Origin of the sequence: Alkaliphilus transvaalensis ATCC 700919, from assembly GCF_000621485.1 — a bacterium.
GTDB classification, from domain to species: Bacteria; Bacillota; Clostridia; order Peptostreptococcales; family Natronincolaceae; genus Alkaliphilus; species Alkaliphilus transvaalensis.
In genome coordinates, this window is record NZ_KK211286.1 from 90,335 (window position 1) to 110,372 (window position 20,038).

Below are 20,038 nucleotides of genomic sequence, written 5' to 3' on the forward strand. Positions count from 1 at the left end.
AAATATAGAAAACAGTATTGTATATTATTTAACAATATGCTAATATATTCCTGCATAGATAAATTAACCTAAATAAATTTGGGAGGGATTATTTTGAAAAAGAGTTTTGCAGTTTTACTATCTTTATTATTAATTTTTTCCTTATTAGCAGGTTGTACAAATAATACTAATGTAGAAGTTGACCCTGTTGATGAAGACAACAATGTAAGTGCACCGAGTGAAGAATCAATTAAAGTTGGTCTTGGAACAGTTAACTCAATTGCTAAATCTAAAAGTTATAGCCTTGAGGGAGATAAAGAGACCCTTGCGCTAGGTCAAGTTGATACAGTAATTGCTGCTGCAGCCTTTGATCAAGATGGTAAAGTTGTAAGTGTCATTATTGATAATGCCCAAACAAGAGTAAACTTCGATAATGAAATGCAAATCACCAACGATCTGTCAGCTGAGATCAAAACAAAAGCCGAGCTTCTAGGAGACTATGGTATGGCAAGAGTATCTGGAATTGGTAAAGAATGGTTTGAGCAAATTGCTGAATTAGAGAAATGGATGGTAGGTAAAACTGTAGCTGAAATTAAAGCTATGAAAGTAAAAGAAGTAGATGCAGCTCATCCTGCAGTACCAGATGTTCCAGAGCTTACTTCTCTAGTAACAATAACAATCCAAGACTATGTTGCAGCTCTAGAGAAGGCATATAATAACGCAGTCGAAGTAGAAGGCTTTGACAAATTAGGATTAGGACATCAAGTTTCAATTGCTAAATCTAAAGGATATAGCAATAAAGATGGTAGTGAAGTCTTACCTTTGGCACAAGTAGATACAGTAATGGCTGCTACTGCCTTTGACAAAGATGGAAAGGTTGTAGGAACGCAAATTGACAACGCTCAGGTTAGAATTAATTTTGATGCAGAAGGTACTATAACAAATGACTTATCTGCTACAATTAAGACAAAATCTGAATTAGGTAATGACTATGGAATGGCAAGAGTATCGGGTATTGGCAAAGAATGGTTTGAACAAATGGAAGAACTAGAAAAATGGATGGTAGGAAAAACTGTAGCAGAAATTAAAGGGATGAAAGTTAAGGAAGTAGATGCAGCCCACCCAGCTGTACCAGATATTCCAGAGCTTACATCATCAGTAACCATCACAATTCAAGATTATGTAGCTGCCGTAGAGGAAGCTTACAATACAGCTAGATAAAAAGAAATAACTAAAAATCAATTTTAAGGAATTAATGTAAGAAAGCCAGCTAATATAGCGTAGAAATGCGTAAAATGCTGGCTTTCTTAGTTAAATCATAACTATAACATAAAGTAGTTATAGGAGCCTTAATATATTATATGTAATTAAATTAATTGTGCAAATGACTTATATAGCTCAAAATTTATTTTATATTTATATAAATCCAATATTATCTTAACCACCATTTTCTTAAATGTTCATTTCTTTGATTAATGAAAAAAAGTATAATTAATATATGGAGTTTTATATTAATAATTCTTAAGGAGTTATTTGACATGAAAAAGATCACGATACTTGCATTGGCAATTATGATTGTTATTACTGGTTGTCAATTTAAAACAAATCAAGACAATAACCAATATACCAGATATACCGATAGCTTTTTTGATACCTTTAATACACTAATAGTGGTTGTAGGATATACTGAAAGTGAAGAAGAATTTGAAGGCTATTTTAATAAAATTAAAACAAGCTATGGGGAATATCATAAATTATATGATATATACAATGATTATGAGGGGATAAACAATGTCAAAACAATTAATGATCATGCTGGTATCAAACCAATAAAAGTGGACCAAAGAATAATAGATCTCCTTTTATACGCAAGAGAGTGGAGTCAGCGTACCGGAGGTGACACAAATGTGGCCTTCGGTTCAGTTCTAAAAATATGGCATCAATATAGAACAGAGGGAATCGATAATCCTAATCTGTCTAAGTTACCACCTATAGAAGTACTAGAAGAAGCAGTGAAACATACAGATATTGATAAAGTGATTATTGATGTAGAAAATAACACTGTTTTTTTAGAAGATAGTAGAATGAGTCTTGATGTAGGAGCAATAGCCAAAGGTTATGCAACGGAAATGGTAGCCCAAGAAATAATGGCAGAAGGTATGATTTCAGGGGTAATTAGTGCTGGAGGTAATATTCGAACGATTGGAAAACCTCTAGACGGAGTTAGAGAACAATGGGTAATAGGGATCCAAGACCCTAGAGCTTCTATATTTTCAGATGAGAATTTAGATAGTGTATTTGTTAATAATGGGTCGGTAGTTAGCAGTGGAGACTATCAAAGATACTATTATGTGGGGGATGAATTAATTCATCATATCATTGATCCTAAAACCCTTATGCCAGCAAATTATTACCGTGCAGTAACTATTGTTGCTGAGGATTCTGGTTTAGCAGATTTTTTATCAACAGCAATATTTTTAAAACCCTTTGAAGAAGGGAAGGAATTAATTGAAGAAATTACAGAAGCGGAAGCATTATGGGTTATGCCCGATGGGTCAGTAGAGATTTCGGAAGGAATGAAGGAAATCTTGGGGAGTTATGGTGCAACAAATAAGAAATAAAAGGAAATATAAAAATAATATGAGAATAATTATGGTATAATAAGGTCAGTATTTTTTACTGATCTTTTTTTCTTGAAGATTTATAACAATAAACATATTTCGTAAACCTAGATATATGGATATCGAAATGTTATAATAGGTTAAAAGGGGGGGCATATTAATGGCAAGTAGGGTATCCTATAGCAAACAAAGAGATTTTCTTTTAAATAATGATAATTTATATCAAAATGTTATATATTTAGCATGGCCAGTAGTTATTCAATCATTATTACAGGTTTCAATCGGAACAATAGACATGAAAATGGTAGGATCATTAGGGGTAGATGCTATCTCTGCTGTCGGCTCTGGGCGAAATGTTGTTATGATTATTATGGTTTTAGTAATAGGGATTTCAACTGGGACAACTGCAATGGTGGCTCGGTCGATTGGTAAGGGAGATCGTGAAGGGGCATCCATAAGCGCTGGTCAATCCTTTTTTCTTTGTCTATTAGCAGCAGCATTTATGGTTCCATTAGGTCTGTTAACAAATACTAAAGTTTTACAGCTTCTGGGTGTCGGTGAAAATGTTTTAAGTTTAGCGCAAGGGTATATGACAGTCTTTTTTATTACGATACCTTTGTTTTTACTTAATTTTATTGCAAGGGCTATCTTTCAAGGGGCGGGGGATACTAAAACCCCCTTATTAATAGATATTTTAATGAATATTGTAAATGTAGTTTTTAATTATGTATTTATTTTCGGATTTTGGATCTTTCCAGAATTGGGAGTAATGGGAGCGGCTATAGGAACTGCCATATCTAGATTTGTAGGTGCGTCTATAGGATGGGGAGCACTACTTAGTGGCAGGTTTGTTCTTCATGTTAACCTTTCCCATATGATTAAACCCAAGTGGGAACAATCCAAGCAGATCATAAAAATAGGTATTCCAGCTGCTTTACAGGGACTAACAAGAAATGCTAGTACATTTTTTATCTTTGCAATTTTAGCAAGAACGATGATGGCTGAAGCAGCAGTACCTGCCTTTGTAATAGGTACAAATCTTAATCAATATGCCCTTATGCCTGGGCTAGCAATAGGAACAGCAGCAGCGACCCTTTCAGGAATGAATATTGGCGCAAAAAAATTAGAAAGAGCAGAAAAAAGTGGTAAAGTTTGTACGATTTTAGGTGCTATTTTAATGGCATCCTTCTCAGCATTAGCGGTGGTTTTCTCAGAGCCTTTAATCAAGTTCTTTTTAGATCAACCGAATGGGGATGTGTTAAGAATAGGAAAAGCTTATCTATTTATTATTGCATTATCTGAGCCCTTTCATGGTATGACAATTATTTATTCACGTACTATGCAGGGGGCTGGGTATACTAAATATCCTTTTGTCATTACAGTAATTTGTTGGCTCTTTATAAAAGTCACTTTATCATATCTTTTGGCGTTAGTATTCAATCTACAATCTACAGGGGTATGGATTGCAATTAGTGTATCAACAATTATTTCTGGGTTAATGACCTATTACCTCTTTAAGAGAGGAACATGGAAGTATGTAAAATTAGAGAGCCAAAAACAAGGAGCTTAATTTGTAACCCTATAGACAATACTGACAAGTTTAGAACTGTCCATAGGGTTTTTAGCTTTAGGCAGTAAAGTGCTATTTTAAGGGACCTGCTGTTGTAATGTTTGTGTTTACTTTAATTTGGATTTCTGCATTTGATAGTGTTTTATTCCATTCTGCTTTAGACCAATCACGATGATATATTCTTAGGGTTTCTCCCATCCCAATTGGATCAATTTCCAATGATTGAAATTTAGACAAAAGCTGACTTAAATTATCAGTCACATGGGTACTGGCTAATTTTTCTAACTCTAAACGCTCTTTTGTGTTTTCGGTGTTCCTATCTCCAGTGTAGCTTAATAATCTTCCAGCTAGACTCATTTCTACTACGAACTTAGGATTATTGATATCTTTATTGTTAGTAATTTTTAACTTAGATTGAACAAATTCTAGAGAAGCATAAATCGGATTACCATCTGCATCCTTCTCATCTGTTTCAAACTTTATACCAGGTAGATCTTTTTCTTTTCTTAAGCCTTCCAATAAGATTGCATCTTGGGTAGTTGTTACATCAATCATTTTGTCATCTTTAAATAAAGCAAATTTTGTAAGACCTAAGTGTTGATCGCTTTGATCTAAGTAAGGTACAACTGGGTCTGATACTTCATCAGTTAAGTTAAAGATAAATCCGTGAATTGTAGTAAAGGGATTAAATTTATGATCTCCCATAGGTCTTAATAATTCAAAAATATATTGACTGGATACTGGCTTGCGTGGATAGTTGGTTGTAATAGCTTCTTCAGCAGAATCAGCAACTATGGCAAGAAAGACATTATCTGAAACTCGGCCATTTCTGTAGAGATCCATGAGAACTTTTTTTAAACCTCTTTCTCTAGCAAAGGCTTCACTAAATAATACTACTGACAAATGAGAAAAAGATACTACATTATTAGAATGCATTGAAGCACTCCAAATTGCCTCCTGTGTAATATCTACAACCGCTGAGTGGATCTGAATTTCGTCCAACTTCATCCGTGGAAAGGCAAGGGTAGCTTTCATTTTACCTGAAGGTTCTAGATCAAATCCAATAACCCTTACTAAGCCTAAGTTCTCCATAGCTGGATGGCGAGTCTGACTAATACAACCATTCCCCAGTAATATAATTATTGCTAATGGAATTAACAGTTTTTTATTCATTGTTTTCTTTCCTTTCTCCGTTTTATGCTGTGAATCACTAGCAAAGGTAGGGGCCAAAGTAAGATGCTATACCCTAAATTAATACTAACTTGTTCTAATAATATATCGCGAACTTTTTCTGCTATTGGTCCTACGGAAATAAAGAATGAAATACTAGCAGCTCCATATAAATGTAAATTTCGTTTACTTCCTAGTACTACATCAAAGGCTTTTTTAGTTACCCAAAGATAGGGAGCCATAGTGGAAAGAACTAAAAGAACCCATAATCCTACTAGAAGGGTATCAATCCGTTGAACAAAAGATAACTGAATAGCCTTTAATAGATTAAGAAGAGGGAAAGTTAGATTTATTAGTTGCCACTTGCTAAAATATACGACACTAGCAACACTCGTGAGAAGGTATAAAATTGTTGTAATCCATACCCCCAATAACCCATGCTTGAAGGTTTTCTTTTGGTTAATAATATAAGGAAAATAAATCATTATGAAACCATAGCCCAACATAGCATCATATCCACTGAAGAGGGCATTTATAAATTCTTTAAAGGAAAAATCGAAAGAAGGTAATAAATGATAAAAATTACCTAGTCCTAAAGGCCATTGGGAATAATAAGTAAGCCATACTGTTAGAAAAAAGCTTGCAATAGAAAATCTTGCTACAGATTTAATACCACCTAAAACGATATAAAGGGATACAGTATATATCAAAAACAGAGGTAGTAGTATACTTTTTTCTGGTAGCAAAACAGCTTGTGCTAGAAAGCTATAATGCCTTGACACTCTAGCTAAACCCAAAATACCATAGATTATCCATATAAAAGTTGCAAGCTTTCCGAACCACTTTCCTAAAAGTTTTTTATGAATAGTAAATAATGTATCTTCTGGATACTTTAAGCACAAAGCAACCATGGGAAATAAAGTGATTGAAGCAATTACTCCCATTATTAAAACGATGATCCATTGATTATAGCCAACTGGGCTAAGACTATTAGGTAAAGACAGAACACCTATTCCGGCCATAGCACTTTGAACCAGAAAAACAACATGGTAGCCATTTAATTTTTTTAATTTCCCTCGATCCAATTAATATCACTCCTCATCTAAAGGTCGGGTAAAAGATTTTTTTGCCCTTGAAAATCCTTTGCGATTGGTAAAAAAACCAATCGGAGCTCTAACAAGACCATCAAATAAATCGGTACCTGATCTAGGGATAAAGGGGGTCATGTAGGGTGTCCCTAAAGAAGTAATATTTAATAGGTGGTTTATCATAAAGGCAAAAGCTAGGGTTTGTCCTAAAAAGCCAAGGATACCAGCTGCAAATATAAATATGTATCGTACAAAACGGCTGGCGTTACTCATTAAAAAGTTTGGTGGCATAAATGAAAGTAGAGCAGATATGGCTACAAGAACAATAAGAATGTTACTAGCAAGACCAGCCTCTACTGCTGCTGTACCAATAACAATACCACCTACAATCCCTAAAGTTTGTCCTACTTTACTAGGCATTCTAGCCCCAGCTTCCCGTAAAATTTCAATAACTAACTCTATAATTAAAACCTCCCACAACGGAGGGAAAGGAACTCTTGCCCGAGACTCTGTCAGTAATGTCATCAGTTCTATCGGTAATACTTCAGGATGAAAAGTTAAAATAGAAATATAGGTGGGTGTCAAAAGGATTGTTGCAAAAAAACCTAAGATTCTAAGGAGTCTAAGGAGAGAGCCAGTTGTCCAACGATTATAATAATCCTCAGTTGATATAAACATTTCTGTAAAACAGGTAGGACATATAGCTGCTTCTGGGCTACCATTTAAAAAAACTAAAATCCTTCCATCTAAAAGAGCACTAACTGCGGCATCTACTCTTTGGGTAATACCAAATTGAGGAAACGGAGAATAGGGTTTGTCCTCCAACATCTGTTTAAGTACACCCAATCCAAAAAAACCTTGAAATTCTATATTCTTTACACGATAAAACACCCGCTCGACATTTTCAGGGTTAGCGATATTCTCCATATATAGAATAGAAACCTCATTACGAGTTTCTGTTCCAAGTGGAAATATTTTACTTTTCAAAGCGGGGTTACAAATTGCCCTTCTTATTAAAGAAAGATTTATATTAAGAGACTCAACAAATCCATATTGTGGACCCAAAACCGTTGTTTCTGATTCTGGTTCTGAAGGTTCCCTATTTGGAGCACTTAGGGTATTGATACTTAAAATAAGATTCCTTTTGAGGTTAATAAGGATAGTAGAACCCTTTAAGACCTCTAAAATTAAAGTTGGAAGTTCTTGATTACTAATTTTTTTTGCAGTCTGAAAAGTTAATTCAAGAGACTCGATCCCCTGCCTATAAAGAGGGTCTAATACAATCTGTTGTAAAACAGATAAATCTACTAAGGAATGCATATAGATAATAGTCACAGACTCATCTGCAACAGTGATATCTTTGATTACTGCATCATCTAAGTCTATTAGTTCCTTTATGATATTTTCTTTAGTAATTGGACCTTTAGACTCAGGTAATAAAAAATCTTCTTCTATTATAGGGGGGTTGCTTTTGCTGGCAAAATAATTCTTTAATATTCTTCTTAGATCCAATAGTTCTCCTCCTTATAATAATAGAGGAAATTGCATTATACCATACAATGAATTTATATTCGATTTATGCAAAAATAAAAACTAAGTCGCCCATTGTGAAAAGCAGATGGCCGAAATCTTAGATTTCGAGGCAGTCGCTTTGTTATAAACTTTAATACTAATTACAAATGTTTATAATATTGAACTGTTAGTATGAAAGTTTCTAACATCATTGATATCACTCGTTGAACACTAAGCAGCGAAGTTTTTATTTTGTATTAATATAAATATAATATCAATTACGCAATTTCTTCAATAATCTTTAGCATCCTACTATTAACCAAAAAACTCTGGTTCTTTAGCATAATCTCCCCTAAGGGCCTTTTGAACTATCGTAAAGTCAATCCGATTAGAATCTAAAGTAAATCGACAGGGATATTGGGCATGACAATGGCCACATTCGATATACTGCTTAGCGTCCTTTTGTTCTCGATTATCAAATAAAAATGGGAGTACATCATCTTCACTTTTCTTTCCTTGGTTGTGTTCCTCTATCTTATAGGAATAAACATAGGTAGATTCGTATTTAGCTGTAAAGCCATTATTTAAACATTGGGGGCAAGTGATTTCTTGGTGTAATTTCATTTGATATACATCCTTTCTATAGGTTTAGTCTATAGAATTATATTAACTAGAAAAAAATAATTTATCCCTATTTCCTTTAATAAGAAAGAACTTTGTTGAACTAATTTTTGCTTAATACATTGCTAAAGGCATTTTTTCTGTAAATTATTAAATATGATATCAAACTAGGAAACATAAGAAAACTAGAAGCTTTTATACCAGAAGAGATAGATCCTATGCAGCCACTAATCCAATAATAGGTTCTCCAATTATCTGTCCCAATGAGTTTAGTTGACCTTCTGTTGATTGTACCGTAGATAGGACAGAGGGATCGACTTGTTTAACGAGTAGGGCACTTAGAATTACGCCGACTGCATTGATGATCCCGAACCATGAAATAGGTTGTAGACCTCCTAACTTCAATTTGATAGTCATCAATAAAATCAGCGATCCATGCTTCAGTTGTACCACTTAAGAAAGTTGCACCGATTCCCCATAAAAATTGTGACAAAAGAACAACTAAATATAGGGGGATAATTCCCTCAAATAAAAAGGCAACACCAATTAATACTGTACCTATAATAATGGATAGCCTTCTACTATATACATCAGCAATAATGCCAGTAGGGATCTTAAATAAAAAATAGACAGATTCCAATAAAGTCCCTACTAAAATCAATTGGAGAGGGTCTAATTTGATAACTTCAATATAATAAATACTACTTACTGTAAAAATTAATGTGAAGGATAATGATGTAATGCCAGAAAATAAAATAATAAATAGCTTTGGAGTTAGTTTTTTCTTCAATTCTGTCATCTCGTTTTAATCATGGTTTATCATAAATAATATAGTAGTTTTATAAAAGCTTTGCTTATCCTAGTTTGTTATGGTAAATTAAAGGAGATAATTTAATATAAATCATTTAGAAATGATAGAACTAATATGTACCTAAGAAGGAGGAACAGCTATGAAGCTACAAGAACTAGTAGAAATGATACAAAATGATCTTGAAGAAGGTGTCAAAAGCTTTGTTGTTTGGCAAGAAGGTCGAAAATGGAAAATAGAAGAGTTTAAAACAAATACTGATGAAGAATTGGAAGTGTCAGAGAAAAGATATTTTACCCTTAAGCACAGAATTGATGATCAAGCTATTATCATAAATGGGAAAAAACATTTTAAAAATTATGATATGAAGTCGATACAGAGTCAAATCAAGAAATTGAGGGGGTAAACTGTTGGTTTTAGTAGGGGTAAAATTAACATGAAATAAAAAAATGTTTATATTAAAAATTATTTGTGTTAATATAGAAAGGAAAATATTCAATGGTCGTTGAAAGGGGATTACATAAATGAGTGATATAGTTCAGTCAGTAGACAGAACATTAACAATATTAGAAGTACTTTCAGATTACGAAGAAGGATTAGGGATTACAGAATTAAGTGCAAAAATAAAACTACACAAAAGCACAGTTCATCGTCTATTGTCAACTTTAATTCATAAAGGTTATGTGTATCAAGACCCTAATTCAAATAAATATCATATTACAATTAAACTATTCGAGCTAGGAAATAAAAGAATTGAAACCATGGATATTTTCAGTGTGGCTAAACCCTATCTTAAGGAGCTAAGAAATGAAACCAATGAAGTGATTCATCTTGTAATTAGGGATGGGAATGAAATTGTTTACATTGATAAAATGGAGTCTGATAATACAATTAGAATGGTCTCGAGAATTGGAAGAAGAAGTTCCATGTATTGTACTGCTGTAGGAAAGGCTATAATGTCATACCTTCCCCAAGAGGAAATTAAGAAAATTTGGGAATCCAGTGATATTAAAAAGTATACAGAATACACGATTACAAGCTTTGAGGATATGGAGACAGAGCTTCGAAAAGTTAGGCAACAGGGATATGCCATCGATGAACAGGAAAACGAACTAGGAGTAAGATGTATAGGTAGTGCAGTGTTAAATCACACGGGAGAAATTGCTGGTGCTATTAGTATTTCTGGCCCTACCATCAGGGTGACTAAAGATAAAGTTGAGCCCTTCTCAAAGTTATTAATTCAATATTGTGGTTTGATTTCAAAAGAGCTTGGTTACAGAGGTTAGTGTAACTAAGCTTTTTTTTATACCAATAGGAAAGTATGTCTTTAATTATTTTTAAAATAAGAAAACTTTACGTAATGATTTTCAACATAAGCAGATAATCAATTCAATGGATAAATTGTGTAAGTGATATAGTTTATTCACCTAAAGTCATCATCTAAATCTTCAGAAGGAAGAATTTTTTTAAACTAATTTAAACTAATTCGCAAAGAAAAAAATCTATATAAAAGAAAAAATCTATATCAATACATATGAAATTAGCTATCAACAAAAACTATTACAGGGCTAAAATGAGATTATAACTCACTTGAGTAATTTTCCAAAAAAATATGAAAAATAATGAAATATAATGAAAAAGTAAGTATGGTTATAAAAATTAAGAATAATAACGATATTTAGCTAAAATTCATATTGTATTCTGAAACTTAATTTCGTATAATGAAACTATAGTTTATAATTTGAAACAAATTGAAGGAGGGTTTTGGGTGATACCTAAGATAAATAACCTAAAAAGAATCGCTGATACTGGTGTAGTTGCAGTAGTTAGAGCAGAGAATGCAGAAACGGCTAAAAAAATCGCTAAAGCTTGTATAGATGGTGGAATCCCTGGGATCGAAATTACCTTTACAGTGCCAGGCGCAGATAAGGTAATCGCTTCTCTTAAAGAAACGTTTACATCTGATGAGTTGATTTTAGGAGCAGGAACAGTTTTAGATAGCGAAACTGCGAGAATTGCCATCTTGGCAGGAGCAGAATTTATTGTAAGTCCGGCCTTTGATTTAGAAACTGCAAAATTGTGCAATCGTTATCAAGTTTTATATATGCCAGGTTGTATGACAATTACTGAAATCGTTAAGGCGATGGAAGCTGGCGCAGATGTAGTTAAAGTATTCCCAGGAAGTGTATATGGTCCAGATTTTATTAAAGCAGTAAAAGGACCACTACCTCAATCGGTATTAATGCCAACAGGTGGAGTTAACCTAGACAATGTAGGGGAATGGATTAAAAATGGTTGTATAGCAGTAGGTGTAGGTGGAGAACTTACAGCTGGAGCAAAAACTGGGAATTATGAATTAGTAACTGAAACAGCAAAAGCATTTGTAAAGAAAGTGAAAGAGGTTAGACCTTAACATAAAAACCAAAGTTAAAAGGAGCGAGAATATGGCTGAGGTAATATTAAAAAAAGTAGAAAAGGAATATCCTAATGGATTTAAAGCAGTTCATGGTATTGATTTAGAAATTAAAGATGGTGAGTTCATGGTATTTGTTGGACCATCAGGATGTTCAAAATCAACTACCCTAAGAATGATTGCTGGTCTTGAAGATATAACTGGTGGAGAAATTTGGATTGGTGACAAGTGTGTTAATGAAGTGCCACCTAAAGATAGAGGAATTGCAATGGTTTTCCAAAACTACGCTCTATATCCCCATATGACTGTATATGACAATATGGCTTTTGGTCTTAAGTTTCAGAAGACACCAAAGGATGAAATTGATAAAAGAGTTAGAGATGCTGCTGAAAAGTTAGAAATAACTGACCTTTTAGACAGAAAACCTAAAGAAATGTCTGGTGGACAAAGACAAAGGGTAGCAGTTGGTAGAGCGATCGTTAGAAAACCAGAAGTGTTCTTGTTTGACGAGCCTTTATCAAACTTAGATGCTAAATTAAGGGTATCAATGAGGGTTAGAATAAACCAGCTACACCAACAGTTAAAGGCAGAAGGTCAACCAGCTACAATGATCTATGTAACCCATGACCAGGTAGAGGCTATGACAATGGGAGATAGAATTTGTGTGTTAAAGTTTGGTAGAATCATGCAGGTTGATACACCATTAAACTTATATAACAAGCCGGCTAATAAGTTTGTTGCTTCCTTTATTGGGGCACCAGCGATGAATATTGCTCCAGGAGAACTAGTTTCTGAAAATGGCAAGGTAGTTGTTAAAGTAAGTGGTCAAACTTTAATTTTACCTGAGGAAAAAGCTAAGAAGGTTAAAGATTATGTAGGTAAGAAGATCTGGTTTGGTATAAGACCAGAACATGTTAGATCTGCTGAAACTCACCCATCAGAAAATGAAAACTACGTAAATGGTTCAGTAACTGTAGTAGAACAAATGGGTAATGAAGAGTTTGTTTATTTCAATGTAGGTGAAGAGCAATATATTTCTCGTTTAAACCCAGAGAAAATTAGTAGAATTGCTTTAGGTAAAGATTATAAATTCTGGTTCGATTTAAATAAGTGTCATATATTTGATTTTGAAACGGAAGAAAATATTTCTTTATAATAGAAAGAAATAAAATTTAAGGAGATTAAACATGAGTGTTAAAACATTTATAGAAAACTATTTAGACAATTATACAGCCTATAAAGAAAAATGGAATTATGAAGATGGATGTATTTATAAAGGCGCTTTAGATTTATACAAAGTAACTGGCGAAAAATATTATTTTGACTTTATCATTAGAAAGTTAGCTGAATTTATTGCAGAAGATGGTAACATCAATAACTACGAAATAGATGAATTCAATATAGATAATGTTAATGCTGGAAAAGTGCTATTTGATGTTTATGAGACTACTGGCGAGGATAAATACAAAAAAGCAGTAGAGCTTCTAAGAGAGCAACTTGAACAACATCCAAGAACTCAAGAGAAAAATTTCTGGCATAAGAAAATATACCCAAATCAAGTTTGGTTAGATGGATTATATATGGCAATGCCTTTTTACGCAAAGTATGAAAAGGATTTCAATAGTTCAAAAGGATTAGATGATATCCATCAACAATTCTTAACAGTTAAGAAGAGAATTTGGGATGCAAGTAAAGAATTATACTACCATGGTTATGATGAAACTAAGTCAGAAAGATGGAGTAATCCTGAAACTGGTTTGTCAGAAAACTTCTGGGGTAGAGCTATGGGTTGGTTTGTTATGGCACTAGTTGATACTTTAGAAATAGTAGGTTCTGATTCTAATATTGGAAAAGATCTACAAGCTATGTTAGTAGAAGCAATTGAAGGTTTAGTAAAATACCAAGATGGAAATAGTGGAATGTGGTATCAAGTTTTAGACCAAGGTAACCGTGAAGGAAACTACCTAGAGACATCTGGCACATTAATGATTGCTTATTCTATTTTAAAGGGAGTTAGATTAGGTTATTTGCCACAAAGTATGAAGGAGAATGGTGTTAAAGCATTAAAAACTACCATGGATAAGTACCTAGATACTGTAAATAACGAACTTGGGGGTATTTGTGGCGTTGCTGGTTTAGGAAATGTTCCTTATCGAGATGGAAGCTACGAATACTATATCTCAGAAAAAATAGTTCCAAATGATCCTAAAGGTGTAGGGGCATTCCTAATGGCCTACAGCGAATTTCTAAGATTGGCTTAATTACAGATTAAATGAGGCTTTACCGTTATTTGGACTCTTGCCATAAACATCATTAGATGTTATGGTAAATACTCAGCTAAATGCTGTGGAGCCTCTGTAATAACTGCATTAGTAGGAGTATTTATCCAATAATCAAGTTTTTTATACCCTAATTTAATAGCGGTAAAAAAGAAAAAAGATATAAGCTATTAAAAAGGGAATAAAGAATATATAAAGGGAGGACATGAAAAACATGAAAAAAATGGCAAAGGTAGTAGCAGTATTACTAACATTAGTAATGTTATTAACAGCTTGTGCTGGTAATAAGCCTGCAACAAACGCAGATGGAGAAGAGCAAGTAACACTAAGATTCTCATGGTGGGGTGGAGACGCTAGACATGAGGCAACTTTAGAAGCAATTGCATTATTCGAAGAAAAGTATCCAAACATTAAGATTGAAGCAGAGTATGGTGGTTGGCAAGGTCATCAGGAGAAAGTAACAACTCAAATGGTTGGTAATACAGCTCCTGATGTTCTACAAGTAAACTGGAACTGGTTATATATCTTCTCTAAAGATGGTAACGGTTTCTATGACTTAAGCACTCTAGCAGACATTAACTTAGACAACTACGAGTCAGCGATCTTAGACCAAACAACTATTAATGGTAAAGTAAATGGTCTTCCAGTTGGTATTGGTGGTAAAGTATTCTACTGGAATGGATCAACTTATGAAAAAGCTGGTGTAGAAATTCCTCAAACATTTGATGATTTATTTGCAGCAGCAGAAGTATTCCAAGCAACTTTAGGAAACGATTACTACCCAATTGATTTAGATCAATACGGAGCATTTTTAATGTTATTATATTATTTAGAGCAACAAACTGGTAAGCCATTTATCGTTGATAACAAAGTAGCTTATACTGAAGCTCAATTAGTTGAAGCTTTAGAATACTACAACAGCATGGTAGAAGCAGGGGTTACACCTTCTATGGAATCTAGAGGAGCTGCAGGTAACGTTCCAGTTGACCAAACTCCAAGTTGGATCCAAGGTAGATATGGTGGAACTTACGAGTGGGATAGTGCTATAGATAAGTTCCAAGCAGCACTTGAAGGAGACCAAAAAATTGTTACAGGAGACTTCTTAACAGGTATTGGATCTCATCCATCAGCTTTAGCAAAAGTATCTATGGCATACTCTATTAACAAAAACACTAAGCATCCTGAAGCAGCAGCTAAATTCCTAAACTTCTTAGTTTCTGATAAAGAAGCTTCTGAAATCTTAGGAACTACAAGAGGAATTCCTGCTAACTTAGCAGCTAAAGATACACTTCAAGACTTAGGTTTACTTTCTGGTTTAGGTTATGAAGGTAACGTAAAAGTTATCGATAACTTAGGAGTTGGTATCAGCCCATACTTCGAAGATGCTGAATTACAAGCATTCTACAGACAAGTTATTGAAGAATATGGTTATGGACAAATCAATGCTCAACAAGCAGCTGAAAAAATCATCACCACTGTTAATCGTTTAGTAGCAGAATTAGCAAAATAAGTAGGTAAATTAAAATAGGGGAGAGATTTCTCTCCCTTATTTATAACGAATAGGAAAGTTCTACTTTAATGATTTTAAGTTAAAGAACTTTACGTAATGAGTTTCAACAAAGTCATCCCTTTAAATTGTCCTTAGGTAGACTTTGTTAATACTAGAAGGAGGCATTTATGAAGCTTAAAAAGCACGTAGGAATACTTTATATTTTACCATGGCTTATAGGAATCATTGCATTTACTGCATTTCCATTTATAGCATCTTTTGTTTTAAGCTTTACGGATTATAACTTAATCTCTTCGCCAAGCTTTGTTGGCTTAAGTAACTATAGAACAATGATGGATACACCATTGTTTTGGAAGTCATTAAGAACTACTTTCATATATGTATTTGTTACTGTTCCATTAAAATTATCTTTTGCCTTATTTATAGCATATATCTTAAACTTTAAACTAAAGGGTGTTAACTTCTTTAGAACAGCATATTATTTACCTTCTATTTTAGGAGGAAGTGTTGCTATCGCTGTTTTATGGAGATTTTTATTTGCAGATACAGGTTTAATTAACATGATTATCGGAAATTTCGGAGTAGATCCAATCAGCTGGTTAGGAAACCCGAGGTATGCCATCTTTACCATCAGTTTATTGAGGGTATGGCAATTTGGTTCACCGATGGTTATCTTCTTAGCAGCATTAAAGAATATTCCAGAATCATTATATGAAGCTGCAAGAATTGATGGTGCATCAAAAACTCATATCTTCTTTAAGATCACGTTACCATTAATTACACCAATTGTATTCTTTAACTTTATTATGCAGTTAGTTCAGGCATTCCAAGAGTTTAATGGACCATATATCATTACTGGTGGTGGACCTTTAAATTCAACCTATTTATTCCCATTATATATTTATGATAACTCCTTTAAATATTTTAGAATGGGTTATGGTAGTGCTCTTTCTTGGTTCCTATTCGCAATTATCATGGTATTTACACTAATTACCTTTAAATCTGAAAAGTACTGGGTTCACTATGATGGGGGAGATGAATAATGAAAACAGAAATTAAACAAAAAAAATCTAATGTTGATTTAAGTAATCTACCTGAAAATGATCTAATTTTAAGAAAGAGAAGAATTAGACGTAATAAAATAAATGCTGCCCTTAGATATACTATTTTAGCTATTGTTGGATTATTCATGCTTTATCCTTTAGTATGGTTAATTGGTGCATCCTTTAAAACAAATGCAGAAATATTTACGTCTATTGGTTTCCTTCCAAGTAGCTTTGATTTTTCTGGCTATGTTAGAGGTTGGAATACTTCAACTCAATATACTTTTACAACTTATTTTGCAAATACCTTCAAAATTGTAATTCCTAAGGTTATTTTAACTGTAATTTCAACTACGTTAACAGCCTATGGATTTGCAAGGTTTAAAATTCCTGGTAAAAAATATTTATTTTCAATTTTGATCGCAACATTATTATTACCGAATGTTGTATTAAGAATTCCTCAATATTTAATGTTTAGGGAATTTGGGTGGTTAAATAGCTATAAACCACTAGTTGTGCCAGCAGCCTTTGCTGTAGATGCTTTCTTCGTATTTATGATGATTCAGTTCATGAGAGGTCTACCAAAGGATCTTGAAGAAGCAGCTGTAATTGATGGATGTAATTCCTTCCAGGTATTAGTATATATCTTAATACCAATGCTAAAACCAGCAATGATTTCAGTTGCATTATTCCAGTTCATGTGGACAATGAATGATTTCTTAGGCCCACTTATTTATTTATCTAGTGTTGAGAAATACCCAGTATCTATTGCATTGAAGATGTCAATGGATGCCAGTGCACTAGTAAATTGGAATCAAATTATTGCCATGTCAGTAATCGCATTAATTCCTTCACTAGTGGTATTCTTCTTAGCACAAAAGCACTTTGTAGATGGTATAACAACTACAGGTATGAAGGGATAATAGAGTATTAGCATATAACTGCTGAAAAAACTACTATCGAGGTGAAAGGTAAAAAATGAAATTTGAAATTATAACTGTCACATCCCGAAGCGTAACCATTGAATTAGCTAATAATCAGTGTGTATATGCTGTAAAAGATTTTGAAGTATATGTTAATAATCAAGTTGCAAAGGTTACTAGAAATAATGTTGTCACTATATATGATCTAGAGCCTAACAAAGAATATGAAGTATACGTTAAGGCTCTAGATGATACTACAACTAGTAATATCAAAGTTTTTAGAACTAATCAAGAATATGTAACTTTAAATGTAAAGGATTTTGGTGCTGTAGGTAATGGGGAAGTCTATGATACTGCGGCTATTCAAGCCGCAATACTATCTTGTCCAGCAAATGGTAGGGTAGTGATCCCCGAAGGAAAGTATCTATCGACCCCCATCTTCTTAAAGAGCAATATGACTTTAGAAATTCAAAAGGGAGCAACCTTACTGGGAAGTACTGTAAGAGAGCATTACCCTATATTACCAGGACTAACTGAAACAAATGATGGAACAGATGAATTTTATCTTGGTTCTTGGGAAGGTGATCCTATGGATTGCTTTGCCAGCTTACTTACTGGAATTAACGTAGAAAATGTAATTATAACAGGGGAAGGTACGATTGATGGTAATGCTTCCTTTGAAAATTGGTGGGAGGATGCTAAAGTTAAGCGTATCGCATGGCGCCCTAGATTACTTTTCCTAAGGGATTGTAAAAATGTACTTGTTGAAGGAGTTACAGTACAGAATTCTCCGTCATGGACAGTGCATCCATTATTTTGTCAAGACATTAAATTTATTAATCTAAATGTAATCAACCCAAAAGACTCACCAAATACCGATGGAATTAATCCTGAGTCATGCAAGAATGTCTTAATTCTTGGTGTAGACTTTTCTGTTGGTGATGACTGTATTGCCATCAAATCAGGAAAAATTTATCTTGGAAGAAAACTAAAAACACCGTCAGAAAATATTATTATCAGAAACAGTCATATGAAATTTGGCCATGGTGCTATTGTTATTGGTAGTGAAATGGCAGGTGGAATAAAGAACATTGTAGCTAGTCAATGTATATTTGAGGAAACTGATAGAGGAATTCGTGTCAAAACACGAAGAGGAAGAGGCAAAGACGGTATTATTAATGGTCTTTTTGCAGAAAATATCCTTATGAAAAAGGTTTTAACACCATTTGTTATTAACGCCTTCTACTTCTGTGATCCAGATGGTAAAACAGAATATGTATGGAGTAAAGAAAAGCTACCAGTAGATGATGGCACTCCAACGATTAGAAATATCTATTATAAAGATATTAAATGTGAAGACAGTGAAGTCGCTGCAGGGTTTTTCTACGGATTACCTGAGAGAAAAATTGAAAATATCCACTTAGAAAACATTGAAATTACTTTTGCAGAAGATGCAAAAGAAGATTTCCCCGCAATGATGAGCTTCTTAGATAAGCAAGTAAAAGCAGGCTTTTTCATTGGCAATGCCACAAATGTGACAATAAAGAATGTTTCTATAGATGATGTTATTGGCGAAGCCTTTACATATGTAGAGGTAGATCAGCTGAATAATTAAGTAGATATATTATTTAAAATTTAGGAGGGAGTAATATGCTAGAGATTAGATATGCATCAAGCAATAAAGATGCTAAGCATTATGATACTGAGAGATTAAGAGAAGAATTCCACGTGGGAGGTTTATTCCAAGCAGATGAAATCAAAATGGTATATACCCATTATGATCGAATGATTGCTGGTTCTGTGTGCCCAGTAGAGAAGGAATTAAAGTTAGAAGCAGGAAAAGAAATTGGTGCAGAGTATTTCTTAGAAAGAAGAGAATTAGGAATCATTAATATTGGTGGAAAAGGGATCGTAATTCTTGATGGACAAGAGTATGAAATGGATAAAAGAGATGGATTATATGTTGGTATGGGAGTAAAGGAAGTTTCTTTTAAATCAGTAGATGGAAAAACACCAGCTAAGTTTTATATTAATTCAGCTCCTGCCCATACATCTTATCCAACAGTTAAAATCAATATTAAAGATGCTAACCCTGTTGTTTTAGGAACAGCTGCTGAACTTAATCAAAGAACTATTTATCAGTATGTACATCCAAATGTTTGCAAGTCTTGCCAATTAGTAATGGGAATGACGCTATTAGAAGAAGGGTCAGTATGGAACACAATGCCATCCCATACCCATGACCGTAGAATGGAAGTATACTTCTATTTTGATATGGATGAAGATGCAATGGTATTCCATATGATGGGAGAGCCTAAAGAAACAAGACATATTATTATGAGAAATGAAGAAGCGGTAATTTCACCATCTTGGTCAATTCACTCTGGAGTAGGTACTAAGAAATATACCTTTATTTGGGGTATGGTAGGTGAAAATCAAACCTTTACTGATATGGACTTTATTAACAATAAAGATTTATTATAGTCTTTAGGAGGGATACT

The 20,038-nt window shown here is 33.7% G+C and carries 18 protein-coding genes; 13 read left to right on the forward strand and 5 right to left on the reverse strand.

Annotated features, from left to right (window positions below; all coding sequences use genetic code 11):
* The first annotated feature begins 93 nt into the window (after positions 1–93).
* From T335_RS0115855 to T335_RS0115865, 3 genes are all read left to right on the forward strand, one after another.
* Positions 94–1,200 carry a hypothetical protein gene (locus T335_RS0115855; RefSeq protein WP_026478408.1) on the forward strand — a complete coding sequence of 369 codons (1,107 nt, stop codon included), beginning with the start codon at positions 94–96 and terminating at the stop codon, positions 1,198–1,200.
* 317 nt (positions 1,201–1,517) lie between these two features.
* The gene (locus T335_RS21020; protein ID WP_034328772.1) at positions 1,518–2,600 is read left to right on the forward strand and encodes an FAD:protein FMN transferase; all 1,083 of its coding nucleotides are present in this window, start codon (positions 1,518–1,520) and stop codon (positions 2,598–2,600) included.
* Positions 2,601–2,760: 160 nt separating this feature from the next.
* The gene (locus T335_RS0115865; protein ID WP_026478409.1) at positions 2,761–4,170 is read left to right on the forward strand and encodes an MATE family efflux transporter; all 1,410 of its coding nucleotides are present in this window, start codon (positions 2,761–2,763) and stop codon (positions 4,168–4,170) included.
* A 72-nt stretch (positions 4,171–4,242) separates the two neighbouring features.
* Here the strand turns inward: T335_RS0115865 and T335_RS0115870 are convergent, their stop codons facing one another.
* From T335_RS0115870 to T335_RS0115890, 5 genes are all read right to left on the reverse strand, one after another.
* Positions 4,243–5,343, reverse strand: a complete 1,101-nt coding sequence (locus T335_RS0115870) for a Ger(x)C family spore germination protein (RefSeq protein ID WP_026478410.1) — start codon at positions 5,341–5,343, stop codon at positions 4,243–4,245.
* Complete coding sequence (locus T335_RS0115875; RefSeq protein ID WP_026478411.1) at positions 5,340–6,425, reverse strand: GerAB/ArcD/ProY family transporter; 1,086 nt, start codon at positions 6,423–6,425, stop codon at positions 5,340–5,342. The genes T335_RS0115870 and T335_RS0115875 overlap by 4 nt, the downstream gene beginning before the upstream one ends.
* A gap of 6 nt (positions 6,426–6,431) precedes the next feature.
* Entirely contained in the window at positions 6,432–7,940 is a 1,509-nt protein-coding gene (locus T335_RS0115880) for a spore germination protein (RefSeq protein WP_207640685.1), read from the reverse strand.
* Between the two features lie 315 nt (positions 7,941–8,255).
* The gene (locus T335_RS0115885; protein WP_026478413.1) at positions 8,256–8,564 is read right to left on the reverse strand and encodes a hypothetical protein; all 309 of its coding nucleotides are present in this window, start codon (positions 8,562–8,564) and stop codon (positions 8,256–8,258) included.
* 319 nt (positions 8,565–8,883) lie between these two features.
* Positions 8,884–9,351: an MFS transporter gene (locus T335_RS0115890; RefSeq protein ID WP_026478414.1), complete on the reverse strand. Its 468-nt coding sequence runs from the start codon at positions 9,349–9,351 to the stop codon at positions 8,884–8,886.
* 160 nt (positions 9,352–9,511) lie between these two features.
* Here T335_RS0115890 and T335_RS0115895 point away from each other — a divergent pair, with 160 nt between their 5' ends.
* The 10 genes from T335_RS0115895 (at position 9,512) to kduI (ending at position 20,021) form a co-directional block, all read left to right on the forward strand.
* Positions 9,512–9,775, forward strand: coding sequence for a hypothetical protein (locus T335_RS0115895; protein ID WP_026478415.1), 264 nt, complete (start codon positions 9,512–9,514; stop codon positions 9,773–9,775).
* A 118-nt stretch (positions 9,776–9,893) separates the two neighbouring features.
* A complete protein-coding gene (locus T335_RS0115900; RefSeq protein ID WP_026478416.1) occupies positions 9,894–10,655 on the forward strand; it encodes an IclR family transcriptional regulator in 762 nt (253 codons plus the stop codon).
* 482 nt (positions 10,656–11,137) lie between these two features.
* Positions 11,138–11,782 (forward strand): bifunctional 4-hydroxy-2-oxoglutarate aldolase/2-dehydro-3-deoxy-phosphogluconate aldolase, encoded by a 645-nt coding sequence (locus tag T335_RS0115905; RefSeq protein WP_026478417.1) that lies wholly within the window; start codon positions 11,138–11,140, stop codon positions 11,780–11,782.
* A 31-nt stretch (positions 11,783–11,813) separates the two neighbouring features.
* The gene (locus T335_RS0115910) at positions 11,814–12,938 is read left to right on the forward strand and encodes an ABC transporter ATP-binding protein (RefSeq protein WP_026478418.1); all 1,125 of its coding nucleotides are present in this window, start codon (positions 11,814–11,816) and stop codon (positions 12,936–12,938) included.
* Between the two features lie 31 nt (positions 12,939–12,969).
* The gene (locus T335_RS0115915; protein ID WP_026478419.1) at positions 12,970–14,043 is read left to right on the forward strand and encodes a glycoside hydrolase family 88/105 protein; all 1,074 of its coding nucleotides are present in this window, start codon (positions 12,970–12,972) and stop codon (positions 14,041–14,043) included.
* 223 nt (positions 14,044–14,266) lie between these two features.
* On the forward strand, positions 14,267–15,571 hold the full coding sequence (locus T335_RS0115920; RefSeq protein WP_242837315.1) for an ABC transporter substrate-binding protein: 1,305 nt from the start codon (positions 14,267–14,269) through the stop codon (positions 15,569–15,571).
* Between the two features lie 167 nt (positions 15,572–15,738).
* Entirely contained in the window at positions 15,739–16,614 is an 876-nt protein-coding gene (locus T335_RS0115925; protein ID WP_026478421.1) for a carbohydrate ABC transporter permease, read from the forward strand.
* Positions 16,614–17,537, forward strand: a complete 924-nt coding sequence (locus tag T335_RS0115930) for a carbohydrate ABC transporter permease (RefSeq protein WP_026478422.1) — start codon at positions 16,614–16,616, stop codon at positions 17,535–17,537. The genes T335_RS0115925 and T335_RS0115930 overlap by 1 nt, the downstream gene beginning before the upstream one ends.
* A 55-nt stretch (positions 17,538–17,592) precedes the next feature.
* Positions 17,593–19,152: a glycoside hydrolase family 28 protein gene (locus T335_RS0115935; RefSeq protein ID WP_026478423.1), complete on the forward strand. Its 1,560-nt coding sequence runs from the start codon at positions 17,593–17,595 to the stop codon at positions 19,150–19,152.
* A 35-nt stretch (positions 19,153–19,187) separates the two neighbouring features.
* Positions 19,188–20,021: a 5-dehydro-4-deoxy-D-glucuronate isomerase gene (gene kduI, locus T335_RS0115940; RefSeq protein ID WP_026478424.1), complete on the forward strand. Its 834-nt coding sequence runs from the start codon at positions 19,188–19,190 to the stop codon at positions 20,019–20,021.
* Positions 20,022–20,038 lie beyond the last annotated feature (17 nt).

Bases quoted from the DNA above. Each gene is read 5' to 3' on its own strand.
- T335_RS21020 (WP_034328772.1), top strand. From the start codon at position 1,518: ATGAAAAAGATCACGATACTTGCATTGGCAATTATGATTGTTATTACT.
- T335_RS0115865 (WP_026478409.1), top strand. From the start codon at position 2,761: ATGGCAAGTAGGGTATCCTATAGCAAACAAAGAGATTTTCTTTTAAAT.
- T335_RS0115870 (WP_026478410.1), bottom strand. From the start codon at position 5,343: ATGAATAAAAAACTGTTAATTCCATTAGCAATAATTATATTACTGGGG.
- T335_RS0115885 (WP_026478413.1), bottom strand. From the start codon at position 8,564: ATGAAATTACACCAAGAAATCACTTGCCCCCAATGTTTAAATAATGGC.
- T335_RS0115895 (WP_026478415.1), top strand. From the start codon at position 9,512: ATGAAGCTACAAGAACTAGTAGAAATGATACAAAATGATCTTGAAGAA.
- T335_RS0115900 (WP_026478416.1), top strand. From the start codon at position 9,894: ATGAGTGATATAGTTCAGTCAGTAGACAGAACATTAACAATATTAGAA.
- T335_RS0115910 (WP_026478418.1), top strand. From the start codon at position 11,814: ATGGCTGAGGTAATATTAAAAAAAGTAGAAAAGGAATATCCTAATGGA.
- T335_RS0115915 (WP_026478419.1), top strand. From the start codon at position 12,970: ATGAGTGTTAAAACATTTATAGAAAACTATTTAGACAATTATACAGCC.
- T335_RS0115920 (WP_242837315.1), top strand. From the start codon at position 14,267: ATGAAAAACATGAAAAAAATGGCAAAGGTAGTAGCAGTATTACTAACA.
- T335_RS0115925 (WP_026478421.1), top strand. From the start codon at position 15,739: ATGAAGCTTAAAAAGCACGTAGGAATACTTTATATTTTACCATGGCTT.
- T335_RS0115930 (WP_026478422.1), top strand. From the start codon at position 16,614: ATGAAAACAGAAATTAAACAAAAAAAATCTAATGTTGATTTAAGTAAT.
- T335_RS0115935 (WP_026478423.1), top strand. From the start codon at position 17,593: ATGAAATTTGAAATTATAACTGTCACATCCCGAAGCGTAACCATTGAA.
- kduI (WP_026478424.1), top strand. From the start codon at position 19,188: ATGCTAGAGATTAGATATGCATCAAGCAATAAAGATGCTAAGCATTAT.